Origin of the sequence: Corynebacterium vitaeruminis DSM 20294 (genome assembly GCF_000550805.1) — a bacterium.
In the GTDB taxonomy this organism is placed as follows: domain Bacteria; phylum Actinomycetota; class Actinomycetes; order Mycobacteriales; family Mycobacteriaceae; genus Corynebacterium; species Corynebacterium vitaeruminis.
Genome location: NZ_CP004353.1, coordinates 452,331 through 469,969, shown reverse-complemented (window position 1 = coordinate 469,969; position 17,639 = coordinate 452,331). Strand labels below are relative to the sequence as shown.

20 protein-coding genes are annotated in these 17,639 nt (G+C 64.2%); 1 reads left to right on the top strand and 19 read right to left on the bottom strand.

Translation table 11 applies throughout. The features are described 5' to 3' along the window. Window positions 1–182: 182 nt before the first annotated feature. A complete protein-coding gene (locus B843_RS02275; RefSeq protein WP_025251902.1) occupies window positions 183–1,427 on the bottom strand; it encodes an extracellular solute-binding protein in 1,245 nt (414 codons plus the stop codon). A gap of 462 nt (window positions 1,428–1,889) precedes the next feature. Further along, entirely contained in the window at window positions 1,890–2,132 is a 243-nt protein-coding gene (locus tag B843_RS13720; RefSeq protein WP_155895074.1) for a hypothetical protein, read from the bottom strand. 51 nt (window positions 2,133–2,183) lie between these two features. Here B843_RS13720 and B843_RS02270 point away from each other — a divergent pair, with 51 nt between their 5' ends. Next, entirely contained in the window at window positions 2,184–3,770 is a 1,587-nt protein-coding gene (locus tag B843_RS02270) for an alpha-amylase family glycosyl hydrolase (RefSeq protein ID WP_025251901.1), read from the top strand. Here the strand turns inward: B843_RS02270 and pulA are convergent. The 17 genes from pulA to tuf form a co-directional block, all read right to left on the bottom strand. Beyond that, window positions 3,767–5,680, bottom strand: a complete 1,914-nt coding sequence (gene pulA, locus B843_RS02265; protein ID WP_038595166.1) for a type I pullulanase — start codon at window positions 5,678–5,680, stop codon at window positions 3,767–3,769. The genes B843_RS02270 and pulA overlap by 4 nt on opposite strands. A gap of 62 nt (window positions 5,681–5,742) precedes the next feature. Continuing rightward, window positions 5,743–7,554, bottom strand: coding sequence for an arabinofuranosyltransferase (locus B843_RS02260; protein ID WP_025251899.1), 1,812 nt, complete (start codon window positions 7,552–7,554; stop codon window positions 5,743–5,745). A gap of 258 nt (window positions 7,555–7,812) precedes the next feature. Next, on the bottom strand, window positions 7,813–8,091 hold the full coding sequence (gene rpsQ / locus B843_RS02255) for a 30S ribosomal protein S17 (RefSeq protein WP_025251898.1): 279 nt from the start codon (window positions 8,089–8,091) through the stop codon (window positions 7,813–7,815). Window positions 8,092–8,093: 2 nt separating this feature from the next. Next, on the bottom strand, window positions 8,094–8,324 hold the full coding sequence (gene rpmC / locus B843_RS02250; RefSeq protein WP_025251897.1) for a 50S ribosomal protein L29: 231 nt from the start codon (window positions 8,322–8,324) through the stop codon (window positions 8,094–8,096). After that, window positions 8,324–8,740 (bottom strand): 50S ribosomal protein L16, encoded by a 417-nt coding sequence (rplP, locus tag B843_RS02245; protein ID WP_025251896.1) that lies wholly within the window; start codon window positions 8,738–8,740, stop codon window positions 8,324–8,326. Before rplP ends, rpmC begins: the two co-directional genes overlap by 1 nt. 2 nt (window positions 8,741–8,742) lie before the next feature. Continuing rightward, window positions 8,743–9,489 (bottom strand): 30S ribosomal protein S3, encoded by a 747-nt coding sequence (gene rpsC, locus B843_RS02240; RefSeq protein WP_025251895.1) that lies wholly within the window; start codon window positions 9,487–9,489, stop codon window positions 8,743–8,745. Further along, on the bottom strand, window positions 9,489–9,848 hold the full coding sequence (rplV, locus tag B843_RS02235) for a 50S ribosomal protein L22 (protein ID WP_025251894.1): 360 nt from the start codon (window positions 9,846–9,848) through the stop codon (window positions 9,489–9,491). The genes rpsC and rplV overlap by 1 nt, the downstream gene beginning before the upstream one ends. 3 nt (window positions 9,849–9,851) lie before the next feature. Beyond that, the gene (rpsS, locus tag B843_RS02230) at window positions 9,852–10,127 is read right to left on the bottom strand and encodes a 30S ribosomal protein S19 (protein ID WP_025251893.1); all 276 of its coding nucleotides are present in this window, start codon (window positions 10,125–10,127) and stop codon (window positions 9,852–9,854) included. Window positions 10,128–10,143: 16 nt separating this feature from the next. Next, on the bottom strand, window positions 10,144–10,986 hold the full coding sequence (rplB, locus tag B843_RS02225; RefSeq protein WP_025251892.1) for a 50S ribosomal protein L2: 843 nt from the start codon (window positions 10,984–10,986) through the stop codon (window positions 10,144–10,146). 23 nt (window positions 10,987–11,009) lie between these two features. Next, on the bottom strand, window positions 11,010–11,312 hold the full coding sequence (gene rplW / locus B843_RS02220) for a 50S ribosomal protein L23 (RefSeq protein WP_025251891.1): 303 nt from the start codon (window positions 11,310–11,312) through the stop codon (window positions 11,010–11,012). Further along, window positions 11,312–11,965, bottom strand: a complete 654-nt coding sequence (rplD, locus tag B843_RS02215) for a 50S ribosomal protein L4 (RefSeq protein ID WP_025251890.1) — start codon at window positions 11,963–11,965, stop codon at window positions 11,312–11,314. The genes rplW and rplD overlap by 1 nt, the downstream gene beginning before the upstream one ends. Beyond that, entirely contained in the window at window positions 11,962–12,618 is a 657-nt protein-coding gene (rplC, locus tag B843_RS02210) for a 50S ribosomal protein L3 (protein WP_025251889.1), read from the bottom strand. The genes rplD and rplC overlap by 4 nt, the downstream gene beginning before the upstream one ends. Before the next feature lie 32 nt (window positions 12,619–12,650). Then, on the bottom strand, window positions 12,651–12,956 hold the full coding sequence (rpsJ, locus tag B843_RS02205; protein ID WP_003848085.1) for a 30S ribosomal protein S10: 306 nt from the start codon (window positions 12,954–12,956) through the stop codon (window positions 12,651–12,653). Window positions 12,957–13,521: 565 nt separating this feature from the next. Further along, a complete protein-coding gene (locus tag B843_RS02200; RefSeq protein ID WP_025251888.1) occupies window positions 13,522–14,073 on the bottom strand; it encodes a DUF421 domain-containing protein in 552 nt (183 codons plus the stop codon). Between the two features lie 11 nt (window positions 14,074–14,084). Next, window positions 14,085–14,762: a hypothetical protein gene (locus tag B843_RS13185; protein ID WP_025251887.1), complete on the bottom strand. Its 678-nt coding sequence runs from the start codon at window positions 14,760–14,762 to the stop codon at window positions 14,085–14,087. A gap of 30 nt (window positions 14,763–14,792) precedes the next feature. Next, on the bottom strand, window positions 14,793–16,274 hold the full coding sequence (locus B843_RS02190) for an Hsp70 family protein (protein WP_025251886.1): 1,482 nt from the start codon (window positions 16,272–16,274) through the stop codon (window positions 14,793–14,795). 165 nt (window positions 16,275–16,439) lie between these two features. Then, window positions 16,440–17,630, bottom strand: a complete 1,191-nt coding sequence (gene tuf, locus B843_RS02185) for an elongation factor Tu (protein ID WP_025251885.1) — start codon at window positions 17,628–17,630, stop codon at window positions 16,440–16,442. Between the last annotated feature and the right edge of the window lie 9 nt (window positions 17,631–17,639).

Sequence of the window (17,639 nt, the reverse complement as noted above, 5' to 3'; positions counted from 1 at the left end):
CCACTTCCTTTCTTTTTCCCGCTTGTCGACGCTTACCGCAGGCGGGCCGGTGAATACTTCCAGAGCAGTCAAAACGATGGCCCCACGCCCTCGTTGTTCATCGAAGAGCCTGGGGCCACGCGTGGCGGGTTGTTTTCCAGCTCGGGCGGGCCACGTCCGCGGGAGCCTTGAGCGCTGGTGTCCTACTTGTAGGAGGAGGCCCAAGCGGCGGTCTTGTCCGCGGCGTTGTCCGCGGTGACCTCACCGTTGGTGATGGCCTTGCCGAAGTTCTCGGCTGGATCCCAGAAGTCGGACATCGCATTGAAGGTCGGCTGGAGGATGGAGTCGCTGCCGACGACCTCGAACAGGGCGGTGGCGACCGGGTCGGCGGAGATCTCAGGATCGTCGGCCAGGGTCTGGTCTGCCGGGATCACGCCGGTCTTCTGGAAGTGGATCTTCTGCGAGTCGGTGGAGGCGAGGAACTCCGCGAACTGCGCCGCGACCTGCGGGTTGGAGGTGTTCGGGTTGTAGCCGATCGCCTTGGAACCGGAGAAGGCCTTCATCTGCACGTCCTGGCCATCGAGCTTGAAGGTCGGCAGCGCCGCAACGCCGTAGTTGGCGCCGAGGGCCTCCTGGGCGGCCTTGGAGTCCCAGGCGCCGGAGAAGACCACGTCGACCGCGCCGTTGGCGAGCCCGCCCATGCCGGAGCCGTCGGCGTCATTGACGAAGTTCGGGTTCTTGGACACGTCGACCAGGTACTTGGTCACGTCGGCCGCCTTGGAACCCAGGTCGATGCCCGCACTCTCGTCGAGGCCATCGGAGCCGAAGAAGGTGGCGCCAGCGCCGGCGTAGAACGCCGGGAGGTACCAAGAGTTGGACAGCGGGAAGGAGACCTTCGCCTTAGACAGCATGGTGTCGAAGCTCTTGACGTCCTCGGCAGACAGCTTGGACTTGTTGTAGTACATGAACCAGGTGTTCGGCTCGACCGGGAGGCCGTAGCTCTCGCCGTCGGTGCCCTTGACGGAGTCCGCCATCGTGGCGGAGTCCTGCTCCTTGAGCTGGGCAATGCCGGAGTCGGAGAGCTGGCCCACCGCGCCCGCGTCCAGTAGGGAGCCGAGCTGGTCGTTGGCGTAGTAGTAGACGTCGGCGGCGGCGGACGGATCCTGGTTGACGGTGGTACCCGCGTCGGCGGAGGACACCACGGAGTTCTTGAAGGTCACGTCGAGGTCCGGGTTGGCCTCCTTGAACTTCGCCTCCATGGTCTGCAGCCAGGCGTTGTCATCGGTCTGGTCCTCCTGGGAGGTCCAGACGGTCAGCGTCACCGGACCGGAGGCCGAGGCACTCCCGCCGGAGGAGGAAGAGGAGGAGTCGGAGCTGCAGGCCACGAGGCCCGCGGTGCTAAGCACGGCCGCCAGAACGGCGCCCGCTACCTTCCGCTTGTTGATCATCGCGAAAATCACCACTTCCAGTGAGAGGGGAAGGGCGCATTGAACTCACTGATCGCGGTCGCGGCGCGCCTCCCTGAGGGGGTTACACGAAGCCCGGTTTTCCCCGGATGGTCGCCCCGCAGCGCGGAGCGATGGTCCGAAACCCGAGGGCAAAACGCTTCACTAAAGCTCGATTTAAGCACAGTGACTCGGCCCGGAGCCAGACCCCTTAGTGAGGCAGATTACATTTCAATGCCGGCAAAAACCACACATTCAGTCACCGCTTACGGGCGAAAACCGGAAGCAAACGTTTGCACTGCCGGTTATCACCGCCGGTGCGGACTGACCTCAGACCGGTCATTACCGCCCCAAGCTCCGCTTTTGCCCCGCCATCTGGAGCGATTGCGAAATGTCCGTTTTTACATCGATTGCCGACACAACGGGCAGATCCGGACATTCAGGTCTAGAAATGTGCCACACATCCTACGTCTCCACCATCGGACTTTTACCCCCATTCAGGGCCAGATTCAGGCCAGCCTCCTCCCTTATCGCCAGCGGAGCCTCCGTCACCAGCCATCTCAACTCGGCCAGCAGTGCAAACGTTTTCACGCGTTTCCCCAGTTTACGCCCCACCCATGCAACCGATAGCCTTTCGTCCGGTTTCCTATTTCTTTCATCATCTTTCCCCTTGGTCCATCGGGAAAAGTTGATGCAAATCTCATTCATTTTTTGCATTGATAAGTTCACATTTCGGGTGTGATCGCTAGACTCAACACCATGTTTACATCCCACAACGGACTGCCCACCCCGCCGGAATGGCTGAAAGACGCGGTCTTCTACGAGATCTACCCCCAGAGCTTCTATGACTCGAACGGGGACGGCATCGGCGACCTCAAGGGCATCGTCGACAAGCTCGACTACGTCGCCGAGCTCGGGGCCAACGCGCTGTGGATCAACCCGTGCTTCGACTCCCCCTTCAAGGACGCCGGCTACGACGTGCGCGACTACTACACCGTGGCACCCCGCTACGGCACCAACGACGACCTCGTCGCCCTATTCCACGCCGCGCACGAGCGCGGCATCAAGGTCCTCCTCGACCTCGTCCCCGGCCACACGAGCGAGGAAAACGAGTGGTTCAAGCGCAGCTGCGAGGCGGATCCCAACGAGTACTCGGACCGCTACATCTGGACCTCCCACGCCTTCGACAACGGCGATGGCCTGCCGTTTATCGGCGGCGAGGCCCCGCGCGCGGCGACCTACATCCTCAACTTCTACAAGTGCCAGCCCGCGCTCAACTACGGCTTCAACGCCAAGACCCGACCCTGGCAGCAGGACCCCACCGCGCCCGGCCCGATGGCCAACCGCCAGGAGATGGTCAACGTCATGCGGCACTGGCTCGACCTCGGCGCGGACGGCTTCCGCGTGGACATGGCCGACTCGCTAGTGAAGTTCGACGGGGAGGACAAGCCGGAGACGATGAAGGTCTGGCAGGACATCTTCTCCCGCTTCCGCGCCGACTACCCCGAGGCAGCGTTCGTCTCAGAGTGGGGCACGCCCACCCAGGCGCTGCGCGCCGGATTCGACATGGATTTCTACCTCGACTGGCGCCACAATGGTTATAACCTTCTGGCCCGCGACACCGAGTCCCCCCGCGGCGGCGCGGAGGACAAGAGCTTCTTCAAGAAGGACTCCGGCACCTCCCCGCAGGCCTTCATCGAGCAGTACTGGCCCCGCTACGAGGGCTCGCGGGAGCTGGGCTACTTCTCGTTCATCTCCTGCAACCACGACACCCCGCGGTTCGCCCCGCGCCTCGACGAGGCGGAGCGGCGCCTGTTCTTCCTGTTCCTGCTCACCATGCCGGGCGTGCCGTTCATCTACTACGGCGACGAGATCGGCATGCGCTACCTCGACGTTCCCACCCACGAGGGCGGCTACCACCGCACCGGCAGCCGCACGCCCATGCAGTGGGACGCGGCCCAGCCCAACTTCGGCTTCTCCACCGCGGACCCGGAAAGCCTCTACCTTCCGGTCGACGACTCCGCAGGCGCCCCCGATGCGGCATCCCAGGCCAAGGACCCGGGCTCCCTCCGCAGCTTCGTGGCCGCGATCATCGCGCTGCGGAGGGCCACTGCGGAGCTGCAGGCGGATGCCCCGCTCGAGTTTGGTTGGGCCCACGACGACTCGCGCATCCTCGTCTACACCCGCGGCGGCGCCTACGCGATCGCCCTCAACGCGGGCGGGAGCGCCGACGAGCTGGTCATCGAGGGCGCGGCCGAGGTCGTCGCCGCCACCGGCGAGACCGCCCTCGACGGGCAGACCCTGCGCCTGGGGCCGGTCTCCGGAGCCGTCGTGCGCCTGTCTTAGAGCTTCTCCAGCACCACGACGCTCAAGGCCGCGACGGGGAACTCCTCCCCGAAGCGGACCTTCGCGGGGTCCTCGACCACGTGCTCGTCGCAGATGTGCACGCGGTACTCCCCCGCCGCGATCGGCGCCTGCCACAACCCGGAATCGGCGTTGATGAGCACCCAGGCGTCGTTGCCGTCGAAGGCCCGCTTGACCCGGTAGCTCAGGTGCAGGCCGCTGGCCTCCACGGGAACGGTCGTCACATCGATGGCCTCGTAGTCGGTCTCCGTGACCCACGACCATTGGCGTCGGAAAGCAACCAACGAGCGGAAGAAGGCGACCTGCGGGGCGAACTGCTCGGCGCGGTCGTAGTCGAATGCGTTGACGTGATCGGGCGACCTGTAGGAGTTCTCCTCGCCCTGCTTCGTGCGGAGCAGCTCCTGGCCCGCGTGGACGAAGGCGATGCCGCGCGAGAGCAGCTGGATCGTCGTGGCCAGCGTGTGCCGCCGCGCGATCTCCGCCAGCGAGGCGTGCTCCAGCCCCGCGGTGCCGCGCAGCTTGTCGAACATCGTGTAATTATCGTGCGACTCGTTGTACACCACCGACTGCGCGGCCGTGAGGTAGTCGCGCTGGGTGAGCGAGCCGCGCATCGCGTCGAAGAGCTCCTCCGCGGCGGGCGACGCCGTCCACGGGTCGGCGTCGTCAGGCAGGTAGCTGGGGTTTCCGGAGACGAACCCCGCGCCCTCGATGTGGAAGTTGGAGCCCTTGACCACGTCGCGGAAGGTGTCGTTGAACATGGCGATCCGCGGCATGAGCGCGCCCGCGCGCTGGTCGGCGGGAACCACCCCGGGTGCGTGGTTGCCCATCGCCCAGCCCTCCCCGAGCAGGATAATGCCGGGGTCGATCTCGTCGAGGGCGGCGCGCACGGCGTTCATCGTCTCCACGTCGTGGATGCCCATGAGGTCGAAGCGGAAGCCGTCGAGGCCGAAAGTCCGCGCCCAGTAGCGCACCGAGTCGACGATGAAGCGGCGCATCATAGGCCGCTCGGACGCGGTCTCGTTGCCGCAGACGGTGGCGTCGTAGAAGTCGCCCCAGGCGTCCTTGCGGAAGTAGTAGCCGGGTTCGATGAGCTCGAACGGGTTCGTCCGCGCGTCGTAGACGTGGTTGTAGACCACGTCCATGATCACGCGCAGGCCGCGCGCGTGGCAGGCGTCGACAAGCTGGCGCAGCTCCCTCAGGCGCGCGTAGGGGTCGCGGGGGTCGGTCGAGTAGCTGCCCTCGGGGACGTTGTAGTTGTTCGGGTCGTAGCCCCAGTTGTACTGCGCGTCGAACGCGAGGTCGCCCAGCTCGTCGACCGAACCGAAGTCGAAGATCGGCAGCAGCTGCAGGTGGGTTATCCCGAGCGAGGCGATGTAGTCGAGCCCGGACAGGTTGCCGCGCGCGGTGCGCCTCCCCTCTTCCGCGAGCCCGAGGAACTTCCCCTTGTGGGCGATGCCGTTGCCGGGCGCGATGGTCAGGTCGCGCACGTGCGCCTCGTAGATGATCGCGTTCCCCGGATCCCCAACGCTGTCTAGGCGCGTTGCGGTTCCTAGCAGCTTATCGACGTCTATAGCCACCGACCGCAGCCCGTTCGCGGTGACCGCCCGGGCATACGGGTCCACCGCCTCGCGGCCGTCGACGCGGTAGAGATACTCGAGTCCCTCGTGGTTGCCCGCCAGCTCGACGGACCACTCGCCTCGGTCTCCGCGCGTCATCCCGAGCGCTTCCTGGGTGCCGCCTTCCCCGTTGAAGACGAGCAGCTGCACCGATTCAGCGTTCGGTGCCCACACGTGAAAGCGCGTGACCTCGTCGGCGACCACTGCCCCGAGGGGCCCTTCGTAAACGAGTGCGGAGGGACGAGGGCTGAATCGAGCGGGTGGGTTGGCGCTCATGGGGGGCGGCCTTTCCTGAGGGGTCGTTTATCCCCTTTATTCTAGGCCTGCCCCCAGATACACTAGCTTCCCGCCGTGAGGATGACCCGGGTTTCTCCACAGGTGACGGACTCCCACTCGTTCGAGACTGCGGCCGGGTCGATGGCCGTCTCGACGATTCGCCCCTGGGTGTCCAGCGCGCGCACGACTAGCCTGCCGTCACGCTCGAGCGCCGCCAGCCCGTCGAGCCGGTAGTCCGCGAGGATCTGCTTCAGCTCCTCGGTGGTGTGCGCGCCCGACAGCGCGGCGATGAGGCGCTCATGGGAGGTGAGGTTGGTCGTCGGGTTCACGTAGGTGATGTTCGGCGGGGCCTGCGTGAACACCGGCAGGACCGCCGGAAGGTTGAGCTCGTAGGCCACGAGGCTCGCGCCGTCGATCTTCTCTCCCAGGCCGTTGTGGACGCAGGTGCCCAGTTCGACCAGGGCGTCGACCTGGGATCTGGCCTTCTGCGCCTCCTGGGCGTAGGAACTCAGCTCGGCCGTCGGGTGCTGGGCGGCGACGATGAGCGCGACCCCGCACGCCAGCGCGCCGACCGGCGGGAGCGGTCGGTGGCGGCTCACGCGGATCGCGCGCTCCGGGGCTCCCGCGCGAAGGCGGGCGGAGGCGAGCGCCTGGACGACCAGCGTGAACAGCTCCCACGCGAGCAGCACCACGATCATCATGACCAGCGGCGTCGAGCGGAAGGCCAGCAGGCTCCCGCCCACCGCGACGTTGCGCACCGCGCTCAGCGCGTACCAGGCGACGCACCCGCCGAGCACCGCGACGTGCGCCTCCAGGGCCCGCAGCGCGTGCCACTGCGCCGCGACCGACGCGACGGCGATGAGGCACAGCGCCGCCCACAGCGGGTCCTCCGGGAAGGCGAAGGCCACCGACTCCGCTGGCGCGTAGGAGGCTGCGACGTTGCCGGCCCCGCCTTCGCCCCGGTGCAAGAGGTAGCCTGCCCACCAGTAGGCGGCCAGCACCCCGGCCACGAGGATCGCGGGAGCGAAGAGCGCCGCCCACTTTTTCAGTCCCGCGCGCGGGCGCGCCACGGCCAAGAGGATGAGGGTGACCAGGCCCACCGGGATGGCGACCAGCGAGTAGGTAGAGGCCGCAAGCCCCAGGTAGAGGCCCAACCAGGCCCCGGTGACCGCGAGCCCGCGCACTGGGGTCGTCCCGAGATTTCGCAGCGCATCTAGGAAGAGGTAGGAGACGGGGACGATCGGGGCGAGCACAATCCACGAGTAGGGCTCGTAGGCGGCGAAGAACCACCCGGCCAGCGAGGCGGCCAGCCCCGCGACGGCGGTGGGCACGGCGGTCAGCTGCTTCCTCCGGCACTCCTCCCACAGCCAGCACACGATCGCGGTGGTGGCGGCCAAGGTCGCCAGCGCCACGACCGGGTAACCCCGCGGCGCCGACCAGCCAACCACCCTCATGAGTTTGCCGGACAGCCAGAACCACAGGCCCGGGTAGAAGCCCGGTGCCTGGGCGTCGTAGGCGTCGACGGGCGTGAAGAAGTAGGTGTACTTCTCCACCAGCGCGAGGCGGAATTGCTGGTCGCCGTTGACGCCGAAGAGGTAGGTTCCCGTGCCGCGCAGCAGGACCGCCAGCGGCACCACGGCCACGAGCTGCAGCGCCAGACCGCGGATGATGCCGTCGCGCAGCCGGTGCCCGAGGTAGGCCAGAGCCATGATCGCGACGCCGCCGAGCAACATGAGCGACGCCGTCTGCGTGGCGTTGGATCCCGACTCCGCGAAGCGCGCGTTGGCCACGAGCGCGATGTTGAGCACCCAACCGATCAACGGGCTAAGCAGTACGAGCGGCAGGTAGGTGGCGAGGATGACGGAGCGTTTCATGGGGGCCTTGCGTAGGTGGGGCGGAAAAGTGCTGCTCACAGTGTAGGACAGGTCAACCTCCCGCGCTGGGTTCCGCCCTCCATGTCTCCGGGGATCCCCCACCGTGGCTTCCGGGATCCCCCGTCTTGGCTTTGGGATCGCCCACCTTGGCCTTCCGGGAGCGCCCCCAATGGGGCGCTCCCCCGTCGTAAAGCGAAAAAACCCCCGCCCGATGCACAAACATCGGACGGGGATAATCGCCTTCAAGGCTGAGCGGACTTAGCGTGCCTTCTCGATGATCTCAACGAGACGGAAGTGCTTGTCCTTGCTCAGCGGGCGGGTTTCCTCGATGCGGACGAGGTCGCCGATGCCGGCGATGCCTTCCTCATCGTGGGCCTTGACCTTCGAGTTGGAACGAATGGTCTTGCCGTAGAGGGCGTGGGACTTGCGGTCCTCGAGCTCGACGACGATGGTCTTCTGCATCTTGTCAGAAACCACGTAGCCGGTGCGGACCTTACGTGCGCCCTTTTCCTTCTTGTTCACAGTTGCCTCACTCATGATTAAGCCTCAGCTCCCGGAACAACAGACAGGCCCAGCTCACGCTCGCGGATCACGGTGTAGATGCGGGCGATGTCGCGCTTGACGGTGCGCAGGCGACGGTTGTTGGTCAGCTGGCCGGTTGCAGCCTGGAAGCGCAGGTTGAACAGCTCTTCCTTAGCCTCGGTCAGGCGGGTCTTCAGCTCCTCGGCGTTAAGCTCGCGAAGCTCGTGTGCGGGGGTACCGGTAGCCATTAGAACTGGTCCTCCTTCTTAACGATACGAACCTTGCAAGGGAGCTTCTGGCCTGCACGACGCAGAGCCTCGAGTGCCGTCTCCTCGTTCGGGTAGGACATTTCGAAGAGGATGCGGCCAGGCTTGACGTTGGCGACCCACTTCTCAACAGGACCCTTACCGGAACCCATACGAACGCCGAGCGGCTTCTGGGTCAGAGGGCGATCTGGGAAGATGTTGATCCAGACCTTACCACCACGCTTGACGTGGCGGTTGATGGCAATACGTGCAGACTCGATCTGACGGTTGGTGATGTAGGCGGGCTCGAGAGCCTGGATGCCGTAGTCACCGAAGGTGATGCGGTTACCGCCCTTGGACACGCCACGGCGAACCGGACGGTGCTGGCGACGGTACTTGACGCGCTTAGGGATAAGCATTCTTAGCCCTCCTGCTTCTGCTCAGAGCGCTGACGACGCTGGCCACCGCGACGCGGACGCGAGTTGCGGTCGCCGCGGCCGCGGCGCTGCTCTGGGGCGTTGATCTCGCTCTCGCGACGACCACCGACGACGTCACCCTTGTAGATCCACACCTTGACGCCGATGCGGCCGAAGGTGGTGTGAGCCTCGTAGGTGCCGTAGTCGATCTCGGCGCGGAGGGTGTGCAGCGGAACGCGACCCTCGTGGTAGCGCTCGGTACGAGACATCTCGGCACCGCCCAGGCGACCGGACAGGGAGACCTTGATGCCCTTGACCTGTGGCTGGCGCATCGCAGACTGGATAGCCTTGCGCATTGCGCGACGGAATGCCACACGGTTAGCAAGCTGCTCGGCGATGGACTGAGCCACCAGCTGAGCATTTGCATCGATGTTCTTGACCTCGAGGATGTTGAGGGCGACCTGCTTGCCGGTGAGCTTCTCGAGCTCGCGGCGCAGACGGTCAGCCTCAGAGCCGCGGCGGCCGATCACGATGCCCGGGCGGGCGGTGTGAATGTCGACGCGAACGCGGTCGCGGGTGCGCTCGATGACGATGTCAGCGAGGCCGGCGCGATCGAGGGTCTTGACGAGGTACTCGCGGACGCGAATGTCCTCGGCAAGGTACTCAGCGTAGTTCTTCTCGGCGAACCAGTGGGACTTCCAGTCGGAAGTGATGCCCAGACGGAGGCCGTGAGGATGGATTTTCTGGCCCACTACTTGGCCCCTTCCTGGCTCTCGACAACCACGGTGATGTGGCTGGTGCGCTTACGGATCTGGAAAGCACGACCCTGAGCGCGCGGACGGAAACGACGCATGGTTGGTCCCTCGTCGGCGAAAGCCTCGGAGATGACCAGGGAGCGACGATCCAGGCCGAAGTTGTTCTCAGCGTTAGCGGCTGCGGAAGCAACGACCTTGGCAACTGGCTCGGAAGCAGCCTGCGGGGCGTACTTCAGGATGGCCAGGGCCTCCTCGACGGACTTGCCGCGAACCAGATCGATAACACGGCGTGCCTTCATCGGGGTAACGCGGACGAAACGCGCGGTAGCGCGTGCGGAAGTGATAGCTTCGCTCATCGCTTATCGACGTCCCTTCTTGTCCTGAATGTGACCCTTGAAGGTCTTGGTGGGAGCGAATTCACCCAGCTTGTGGCCGACCATGGAGTCGTCCACGAACACCGGCACGTGCTTGCGACCGTCGTGGACGGCGAAGGTGTGGCCAATGAAGTCCGGGAGAATGGTGGAACGGCGGGACCAGGTCTTGATGACCTGCTTGGTGCCCTTTTCGTTCTGAGCATCAACCTTGTTGAGGAGGTGCTCATCGACGAACGGGCCCTTCTTAAGGCTACGTGGCATCTTTCCTTACCTCCTCTTAGCGCTTCTTCGAGTTCTTCGTCTTGCGACGAGAAACAATCATGTTGTTGCTGTAACGGTTGGGGTTGCGGGTACGGCCTTCCTTCTTGCCCCATGGGGACACCGGGTGACGACCACCGGAGGTCTTACCTTCACCACCACCGTGCGGGTGGTCGACCGGGTTCATAACGACACCACGGACGGTCGGGCGAACGCCCTTCCAACGCATACGACCGGCCTTGCCCCAGCGGATGTTGATCTGGTCAGCGTTGCCGACCTCACCCACGGTGGCGCGGCAACGGATGTCGACGCGGCGGATTTCGGAAGACGGCATACGCAGGACTGCGTACTTGCCGGCCTTACCGAGCAGCTGGATGGAAGCACCAGCGGAACGAGCGAGCTTTGCGCCAGCGCCTGGCTTGAGCTCGACGTTGTGGATCACGGTACCTGCGGGGATGTTGCGCAGAGGCAGGTTGTTGCCAACCTTGATGTCGGCGGAAGCACCGGACTCGACCATCTGGCCCTGCTTCAGGCCCTTAGGAGCGATGATGTAGCGCTTCTCGCCATCGACGTAGTGCAGCAGCGCAATGTTGGCGGTGCGGTTCGGGTCGTACTCGATGTGAGCGACCTTTGCCGGGATGCCGTCCTTGTCGTTGCGACGGAAGTCGATGAGACGGTACTGGCGCTTGTGTCCGCCACCCTTGTGGCGAACAGTGATGTGGCCGTGAACGTTACGGCCGCCCTTCTTGGGGAGCGGGCGAACCAGAGACTTTTCTGGGGTCGAGCGAGTGATCTCCTCGAACATAGAAACGGAGCTCTGGCGGCGACCCGGGGTTGTCGGCTTGTACTTACGAATAGCCATAGTTTGTCCTTACCTCGACTCTCTTAGGCGTTTCCGCCGAAGACGTCGATAGCGTCGCTGCCCTCACGAAGCGTCACGTACGCGCGCTTGGTTGCCTTACGGGTACCGAAACCGGAGCGGGAGCGCTTGCGCTTGCCCTCGCGGTTAGCGGTGTTCACGGAGGCGACCTTAACGCCGAAGATCTGCTCGATGGCGATCTTGATCTGGGTCTTGTTGGCAGACGGAGCAACGAAGAACGCGTACTGGTTCTGCTCCATCAGGCCGTAAGACTTCTCAGACACGACCGGGGCGAGAATGATGTCACGTGGGTCTGCGATCTTAGCCATTAGTTCTCCTCCTTAGCCGCGCCGGTAGCGCGGGTGATGAAGGCGTTCAGAGCCTCGACGGAGAACACAACGTCGTCAGACTTCAGGACGTCGTAGGTGTTCAGCTGGTCGGCGAACAGGATGTGAACGCCGGGCAGGTTGCGAGCACTCTTCTGTGCGTTGATGTCCTCGCGACCGACGATGAACAGGACGTTCTTGCGGTCGGTCAGGCGCTCGATGAACGCGCGTGCGGACTTGGTGGAAGGAGTCTGACCAGGAACCAGCTCGGTGACGACGTGGATACGGTCGTGGCGAGCACGATCCGACAGGGCGCCGTACAGAGCAGCCTTGATCATCTTCTTCGGGGTACGCTGTGCGTAGTCGCGCGGCTTCGGGCCGTGCGAGATGCCACCACCGGTGAAGTGAGGAGCGCGGATCGAGCCCTGACGAGCGCGACCGGTGCCCTTCTGGCGGAACGGCTTGCGGCCACCGCCGCGAACCTCGCCACGAGTCTTGGTGGAGTGGGTACCCTGACGCTTAGCAGCAAGCTGAGCGTTAACGACCTGGTGCATGAGCGCGACAGAAACTTCGCGATCGAAGATCTCTGCAGGCAGCTCGACAGCGCCGTCGGTCTTTCCCTCAGCGGTGTGGACGTCCAACTTCAGATTGGTCATGCGTGTGCACCGCCCTTCACTGCGGTCTTAACGGTAACGATGCCACCGCGGATGCCGGGGATGGCACCCTTGATCAGGATGAGGTTGGCATCTGCGTCAATCTTCTGAACCTTGAGGTTCTGGGTGGTGACGCGGTCTTGACCCATACGGCCAGCCATACGCTTGCCCTTGAAGATGCGACCCGGGGTAGCGCAGGCGCCAATGCCACCGACGCGGCGGTGTGCAGCCTGGTTACCGTGGGAGGCACCCTGACCCTGGAAGCCGTGGCGCTTCATGCCGCCGGCGTAGCCCTTACCCTTGGTGGTACCGGTTACATCCACGAAGGTAACACCCTCGAAGATGGACGCGGTGACTTCCTGGCCGACCTCGTAAGCGGAGACATCGTCCATACGAATCTCAGCCACGTGGCGGCGGGGGGTAACGCCAGCCTTCTTGAAGTGCCCAGCTGCAGGCTTGTTTGCCTTGCGCGGGTCGATTTCGCCGTAGGCGATCTGAATGGCGGTGTAGCCATCAGTCTCTTCGGTGCGAATCTGGGTGACAACGCACGGCCCAGCCTCGACGACGGTCACCGGAACAACGCGGTTCTCCTCGTCGAAGATCTGGGTCATGCCGAGCTTGGTGCCCAGAATGCCCTTGATCTCAGTTTCACTCATTATTTATTCTCCGCTGCCAATTATTCCGTCGATCACTGAATGTTCACGTCGACGCTGGCCGGAAGGTCGATGCGCATGAGAGCGTCAACCGTCTTCGGCGTCGGGTCGAGGATGTCGATCAGGCGCTTGTGCGTGCGCATCTCGAAGTGCTCGCGAGAATCCTTGTACTTATGGGGAGAACGAATAACGGCGTATACGTTCTTTTCGGTGGGCAACGGCACCGGGCCAACAACACGAGCACCGGTACGGGTGACCGTCTCAACAATCTTCTTTGCAGAAGCGTCGATCGCCTCGTGATCGTAGGCCTTCAGCCGAATGCGGATCTTCTGTCCCGCCACGCTTATCCTCTTCCTCGCTTGTCCCACTTCCTATGGATTGGTGGGAATCGCTTCTTATTTCTCTATAACGTTGTCCGGACTGTCAGGGTCTGGGCGCAACGCCAGTTCTTAACTTGACTTGTCTTTTGAAATTCGACTTGCCGGTCCGCAGAGGGTGCCATGCACAAACAAACACCTTGCAACCTTGCTTCGGGGGTACAAGACCCCGGATGTCAAGCCGGAAGGGACCAGATACTCGTGATAAGCGTGGTCTCTAACGTATACTGCCGCTGTTTATTTGCCATGCCCCTTCGGTCCGGCCTCCAAGGGAACTGGGCGAAAAGCCTTTTCCTTGAAGATCCTTGACGCGCAGGTTCAGTTTCCATCCCCTGCCACCTCGAAGGTGTCATGTTTGCTATACCACAACCGTGACCTGCGGGAACCAGTCCCGCCGAACAGGCCGTGTTAAAGCAACCTGTCTATTAAAGCATGAATAAACCGAGAACACAACCCCTTTTCAGAAATTGTTGTTCTCGGTTTCGTGAGACTCAGGCAGGGTCCTCGCTGCCGCAACCCCGCACGCCGCCTACGGGTACAGCAGATCCACGCCCGCGACCCCGCGCAGCAGGTTCGGGTCGATCGGCTGCCCCTCCCGGAAGACGGAGAGGTCGCCGGTGGGCTCGAGAATGATGCACTGCACCTGCTCGAAGGAAGGAATCGAGGCGCGCCTAATAGCCAGCCGCACGTCCGACTTGGACAGGTGCGTCTTGCGCAGCTGCTCCTCGATGATCTTCCCGTGGACGAACACCACCTGCGGGCGGCTGTCGAACGCGCGGCGCACGCCGGCGATCTTGCGGACCTCGCCGAAGACCGCCTCGATGAGCATGAGCGTGAGCAGGCCGACGATGCCCGCGGCCAGCGTCGGCGGGTGCCCGATGATAACACGGCCAGCCACAGCGCCGTACATGACGATGACCACGGCGTCGAAGGCGGTCATCTTGGCCAGCACGCGCACGCCGAAGAGCTTGACCAGCAGCAGGAACCCGCAATAGGCGCCGATGCCGGATAGCACGACGACGGGGATCCGCCACGGTTCGATGTTGAGCTGCTCGATGAGCAGCCGGTGAAATTCGCTCACGGGCGGTCCCTTCACTCCCTCGCGTCGGGGCCCGGTTCTAGGCCGCACGCGAACACGCGGATGTCGTCCCCCAAGGGTACTCGCGTGCCTCCCGCGGTGAACCCACGCAGTCGCCCTTCCGCGTCCCAGTCGCAGTCGTTGCGGCGCAGCGTGGTTGCTTTTGCTTGTCGACGCCCAACCTCCCAGGCCGTGACCCGCCCCGAAAGGGACCAGGCCTTGTAGTCTGCGCCCTCGTAAAACACCGGCTGCTCTTCATGCGGGCGCTTAGGTGTACGGCGGGGCTCGATGCGCTCGATCACCCCGAGGCGGTGGGCGATCCCGAAGGCATCCTCGATGACCAGCGGGTAGCCCACCTGGGCGTTGCGGATGGCGCGGTAGTCCCACATGGAGGGGGTCCCCTCCCCCGGGACGACGAGGACCTTCTCCCCGTCGAGGAAGACCTGGGTGCGCGATTCCGCGATGACAATCCTGAAGAGTCCATCCGCCTTCCCCTGCCGCAAAGGCACCCTTCCAGGGTGCCGGCGAGCGATGCCCCGGCAGATGCGCAGCGCCTCCTCGTCCTCCGCGCCCCAGGTCACGCCGAAGTTCTCCAGCATGCCGATGAGCGCGCCGAGGCTCAAGTCTGGCTGCCCCTCCCAGACATCCTGCACCGCGCTGAGCATCCGGGGAATCCGCGTCACGTCTTGCATGACACCCAAGTCTAGGAGACGGTCCCTGCGCTACAGCACCCTGGCCTTGGCCTCGACCTCGAAGCCGTCCTCGCACCGGATGTGGATGGCGGCGATGCCGTGGGGATCAACGGTCACGGTCTCCTCTACCTCGCCACCGAAGTCCCCGCGCTCGACTGGCACCTTGGCCAGCTCCTCGGGGCTCAAATCCCGCAGCGAGGGATCGAAGGGTACCACAACCTCGGCGAGTAGGGTGAGGTCGCCCGGGTCCACCTCGTGGCTGGCCTGGGCGGAGTACTCGACGTAGCGGAACCAGCCCACGTTGTGGGCCGCGCGGTAGCGGCGGCTGATGGTGATCGGCGAGCCGTTCTCGGCCTTGGCCTCCGGGCCCACGAGCTCGTCGAAGCTCACCTGGGCGCCGGCGTCCATCTCGCGGAAGACGCCGATGCCGCGGGAGAGCCGGTCGCTGAGCAGGTAGCCGGACTCCGAATCGGCGGCGATCGCCAGTCCCACGGCGGTGGACGCAGTCGGCAGCGGCGAGCGGTGGATGCGGCGGCCGAACTTCTCGCGCAACAGGCGCGGCACCAGCGGCAGGGCGCTCGCGCCGCCCACGAGGTAGATGCCCGCGATGTCGGTGTCCGTCAGAGTCCCGGACGAGCCGATGAGCGGCGCCATGGCTTCGAGCGTCTGCTCCACCAGCGGTGTCGCGGCCTCGTAGAAGTCGGGAACCGGGACGATGACGTCGTCCTCGCCGAGCTCCAGGATGAGACGGCGCGACTGGGGCTTGAGCTGCTCCTTCGCGGTACGCGCTTCGTCGATAAGCTTCTGCCACGCGCGCTTGCCAAAGGCATCGTCGGCGCGGCCGGAGGACTCGAGCGCCAGCTTGACGAGCACCTCGTCGAAGTCGTCGCCGCCGAGGCGGGAGATGCCGAAGGAGGTCTCCACCTCGTGCCTGCGGCCGTCGATGTGCATGAGCGTGACGTCGAAGGTGCCGCCGCCCAGGTCGTAGACGATGACGCGCGAGCGCTGGCTGTTGAAGGTCTGCGAGTAGCGGTGGCTGTACTCGAAGGCCGCCGCGGAGGGCTCGTTGACCATGCCCACGACCGTGGCGCCGGCGCGGTTGAAGGCGTCGAGGGTGAGCAGGCGCTGCGCCGAGCGGGCGTTGGCCGGGACGCCGAGGACGACCTCAATCTCGTCGTCCGGGGCGAACTCGCGCAGCTCCTTGACCACGGCCGTTGCAAACGCCTCCATCACCTGGCCGATGGTGCGGGTCGCCTCCCCCATCCGCAGCGGGGTACCGGCGGTGACCTTGGAGGAGGTCAGAAGGCGCTTGAAGGAGCGCACGAGGGTGGGGCTTTCCAGCGCGAGAGCCTCCCAGCCAGCCACGATCTCATCGCCGTTGAGAGCGACCACGGATGGAATAAACTCGTGCGGATCCCCAAACTTGTCCGGGAAATTGACCACCGGGTAGTTGCCGCGATCAACCGCGGCCACGACGGTGCGGGTTGTTCCAAAGTCGATTCCAAAACGCATAGGAAGAACCTTAGTGGATTTAGGCGGGTTGTCTACCCAAGCGACGGGCCTCCCACCGCAGATTGGGCACAATCACACACATACCCACAAAAGTGAAAAAGGTCGCCCTGCACGAGGCAGAACGACCTTTTCAAGTGCGCCTAGGAAACTAGGCGGCGAAGATCATTACTTGATGATCTTGGTGACGCGGCCAGCGCCGACGGTGCGGGAGCCCTCGCGGATAGCGAAGCGCAGGCCCTCGTCCATAGCGACCGGCTGGATCAGGGTGACGGACATGTCGACGTTGTCGCCAGGCATAACCATCTCGGTGCCCTCAGGCAGCTTCACGACACCGGTAACGTCGGTGGTGCGGAAGTAGAACTGCGGACGGTAGTTGTCGAAGAACGGGGTGTGGCGGCCGCCCTCGTCCTTGGACAGGACGTAGACGGAGCCCTCGAACTCGGTGTGAGGAGTGTAAGCGCCCGGCTTGATGACAACCTGGCCGCGCTCGACGTCCTCGCGCTTGACACCACGGAGCAGCAGACCACAGTTGTCGCCAGCCTCGGTGTAGTCGAGCAGCTTGCGGAACATCTCGATACCGGTGACGGTGGTCTGGATAGCCTTCTCGCGGATACCGATGATCTCGACGTCCTCGTTGACCTTCAGGGAGCCACGCTCAACACGGCCGGTAACAACGGTACCGCGGCCGGTGATGGTGAAGATGTCCTCGATCGGCATCAGGAACGGCTTGTCGGTCTCGCGAACCGGATCCGGGATGGAGTCGTCGCAAGCCTGCATGAGGTCGAGGATGGACTGGGTCCACTTCGGGTCGCCCTCGAGAGCCTTCAGAGCGGAGATGTGGATGATCGGGGCATCCTCATCGTAGTCCTGCTCGGCCAGCAGCTCGCGGACCTCCATCTCGACGAGCTCGATGATCTCCTCGTCGTCAACCATGTCGCACTTGTTCAGGGCAACAAGGATGTACGGAACGCCAACCTGGCGAGCGAGCAGAACGTGCTCACGGGTCTGCGGCATCGGGCCGTCGGTGGCGGCAACCACGAGGATTGCGCCGTCCATCTGAGCAGCACCGGTGATCATGTTCTTGATGTAGTCAGCGTGACCAGGAGCGTCGACGTGTGCGTAATGGCGCTTCTCGGTCTGGTACTCGACGTGGGAGATGTTGATCGTGATGCCACGCTCCTTCTCCTCCGGTGCCTTGTCGATGGCATCGAAAGCGAAAGCCTGGTTCAGATCAGGGTAAGCATCGGCCAGCACCTTGGTGATAGCAGCGGTGGTGGTGGTCTTGCCGTGGTCGACGTGACCAATGGTGCCGATGTTAACGTGCGGCTTAGTACGCTCGAACTTAGCCTTTGCCACTGTGTGTCC

What these genes read in the sequence shown, in the direction of transcription:
- rplP (WP_025251896.1), bottom strand. Translation starts at nt 8,740, where the DNA reads ATGCTTATCCCTAAGCGCGTCAAGTACCGTCGCCAGCACCGTCCGGTT.
- rpsQ (WP_025251898.1), bottom strand. Translation starts at nt 8,091, where the DNA reads ATGAGTGAGGCAACTGTGAACAAGAAGGAAAAGGGCGCACGTAAGGTC.
- pulA (WP_038595166.1), bottom strand. Translation starts at nt 5,680, where the DNA reads ATGAGCGCCAACCCACCCGCTCGATTCAGCCCTCGTCCCTCCGCACTC.
- B843_RS02270 (WP_025251901.1), top strand. Translation starts at nt 2,184, where the DNA reads ATGTTTACATCCCACAACGGACTGCCCACCCCGCCGGAATGGCTGAAA.
- rplW (WP_025251891.1), bottom strand. Translation starts at nt 11,312, where the DNA reads ATGGCTAAGATCGCAGACCCACGTGACATCATTCTCGCCCCGGTCGTG.
- B843_RS13185 (WP_025251887.1), bottom strand. Translation starts at nt 14,762, where the DNA reads ATGCAAGACGTGACGCGGATTCCCCGGATGCTCAGCGCGGTGCAGGAT.
- B843_RS13720 (WP_155895074.1), bottom strand. Translation starts at nt 2,132, where the DNA reads ATGAATGAGATTTGCATCAACTTTTCCCGATGGACCAAGGGGAAAGAT.
- rplD (WP_025251890.1), bottom strand. Translation starts at nt 11,965, where the DNA reads ATGACCAATCTGAAGTTGGACGTCCACACCGCTGAGGGAAAGACCGAC.
- rplV (WP_025251894.1), bottom strand. Translation starts at nt 9,848, where the DNA reads ATGAGCGAAGCTATCACTTCCGCACGCGCTACCGCGCGTTTCGTCCGC.
- rpmC (WP_025251897.1), bottom strand. Translation starts at nt 8,324, where the DNA reads ATGGCTACCGGTACCCCCGCACACGAGCTTCGCGAGCTTAACGCCGAG.
- rplC (WP_025251889.1), bottom strand. Translation starts at nt 12,618, where the DNA reads ATGAGTGAAACTGAGATCAAGGGCATTCTGGGCACCAAGCTCGGCATG.
- B843_RS02190 (WP_025251886.1), bottom strand. Translation starts at nt 16,274, where the DNA reads ATGCGTTTTGGAATCGACTTTGGAACAACCCGCACCGTCGTGGCCGCG.
- B843_RS02275 (WP_025251902.1), bottom strand. Translation starts at nt 1,427, where the DNA reads ATGATCAACAAGCGGAAGGTAGCGGGCGCCGTTCTGGCGGCCGTGCTT.
- rplB (WP_025251892.1), bottom strand. Translation starts at nt 10,986, where the DNA reads ATGGCTATTCGTAAGTACAAGCCGACAACCCCGGGTCGCCGCCAGAGC.
- B843_RS02260 (WP_025251899.1), bottom strand. Translation starts at nt 7,554, where the DNA reads ATGAAACGCTCCGTCATCCTCGCCACCTACCTGCCGCTCGTACTGCTT.
- rpsS (WP_025251893.1), bottom strand. Translation starts at nt 10,127, where the DNA reads ATGCCACGTAGCCTTAAGAAGGGCCCGTTCGTCGATGAGCACCTCCTC.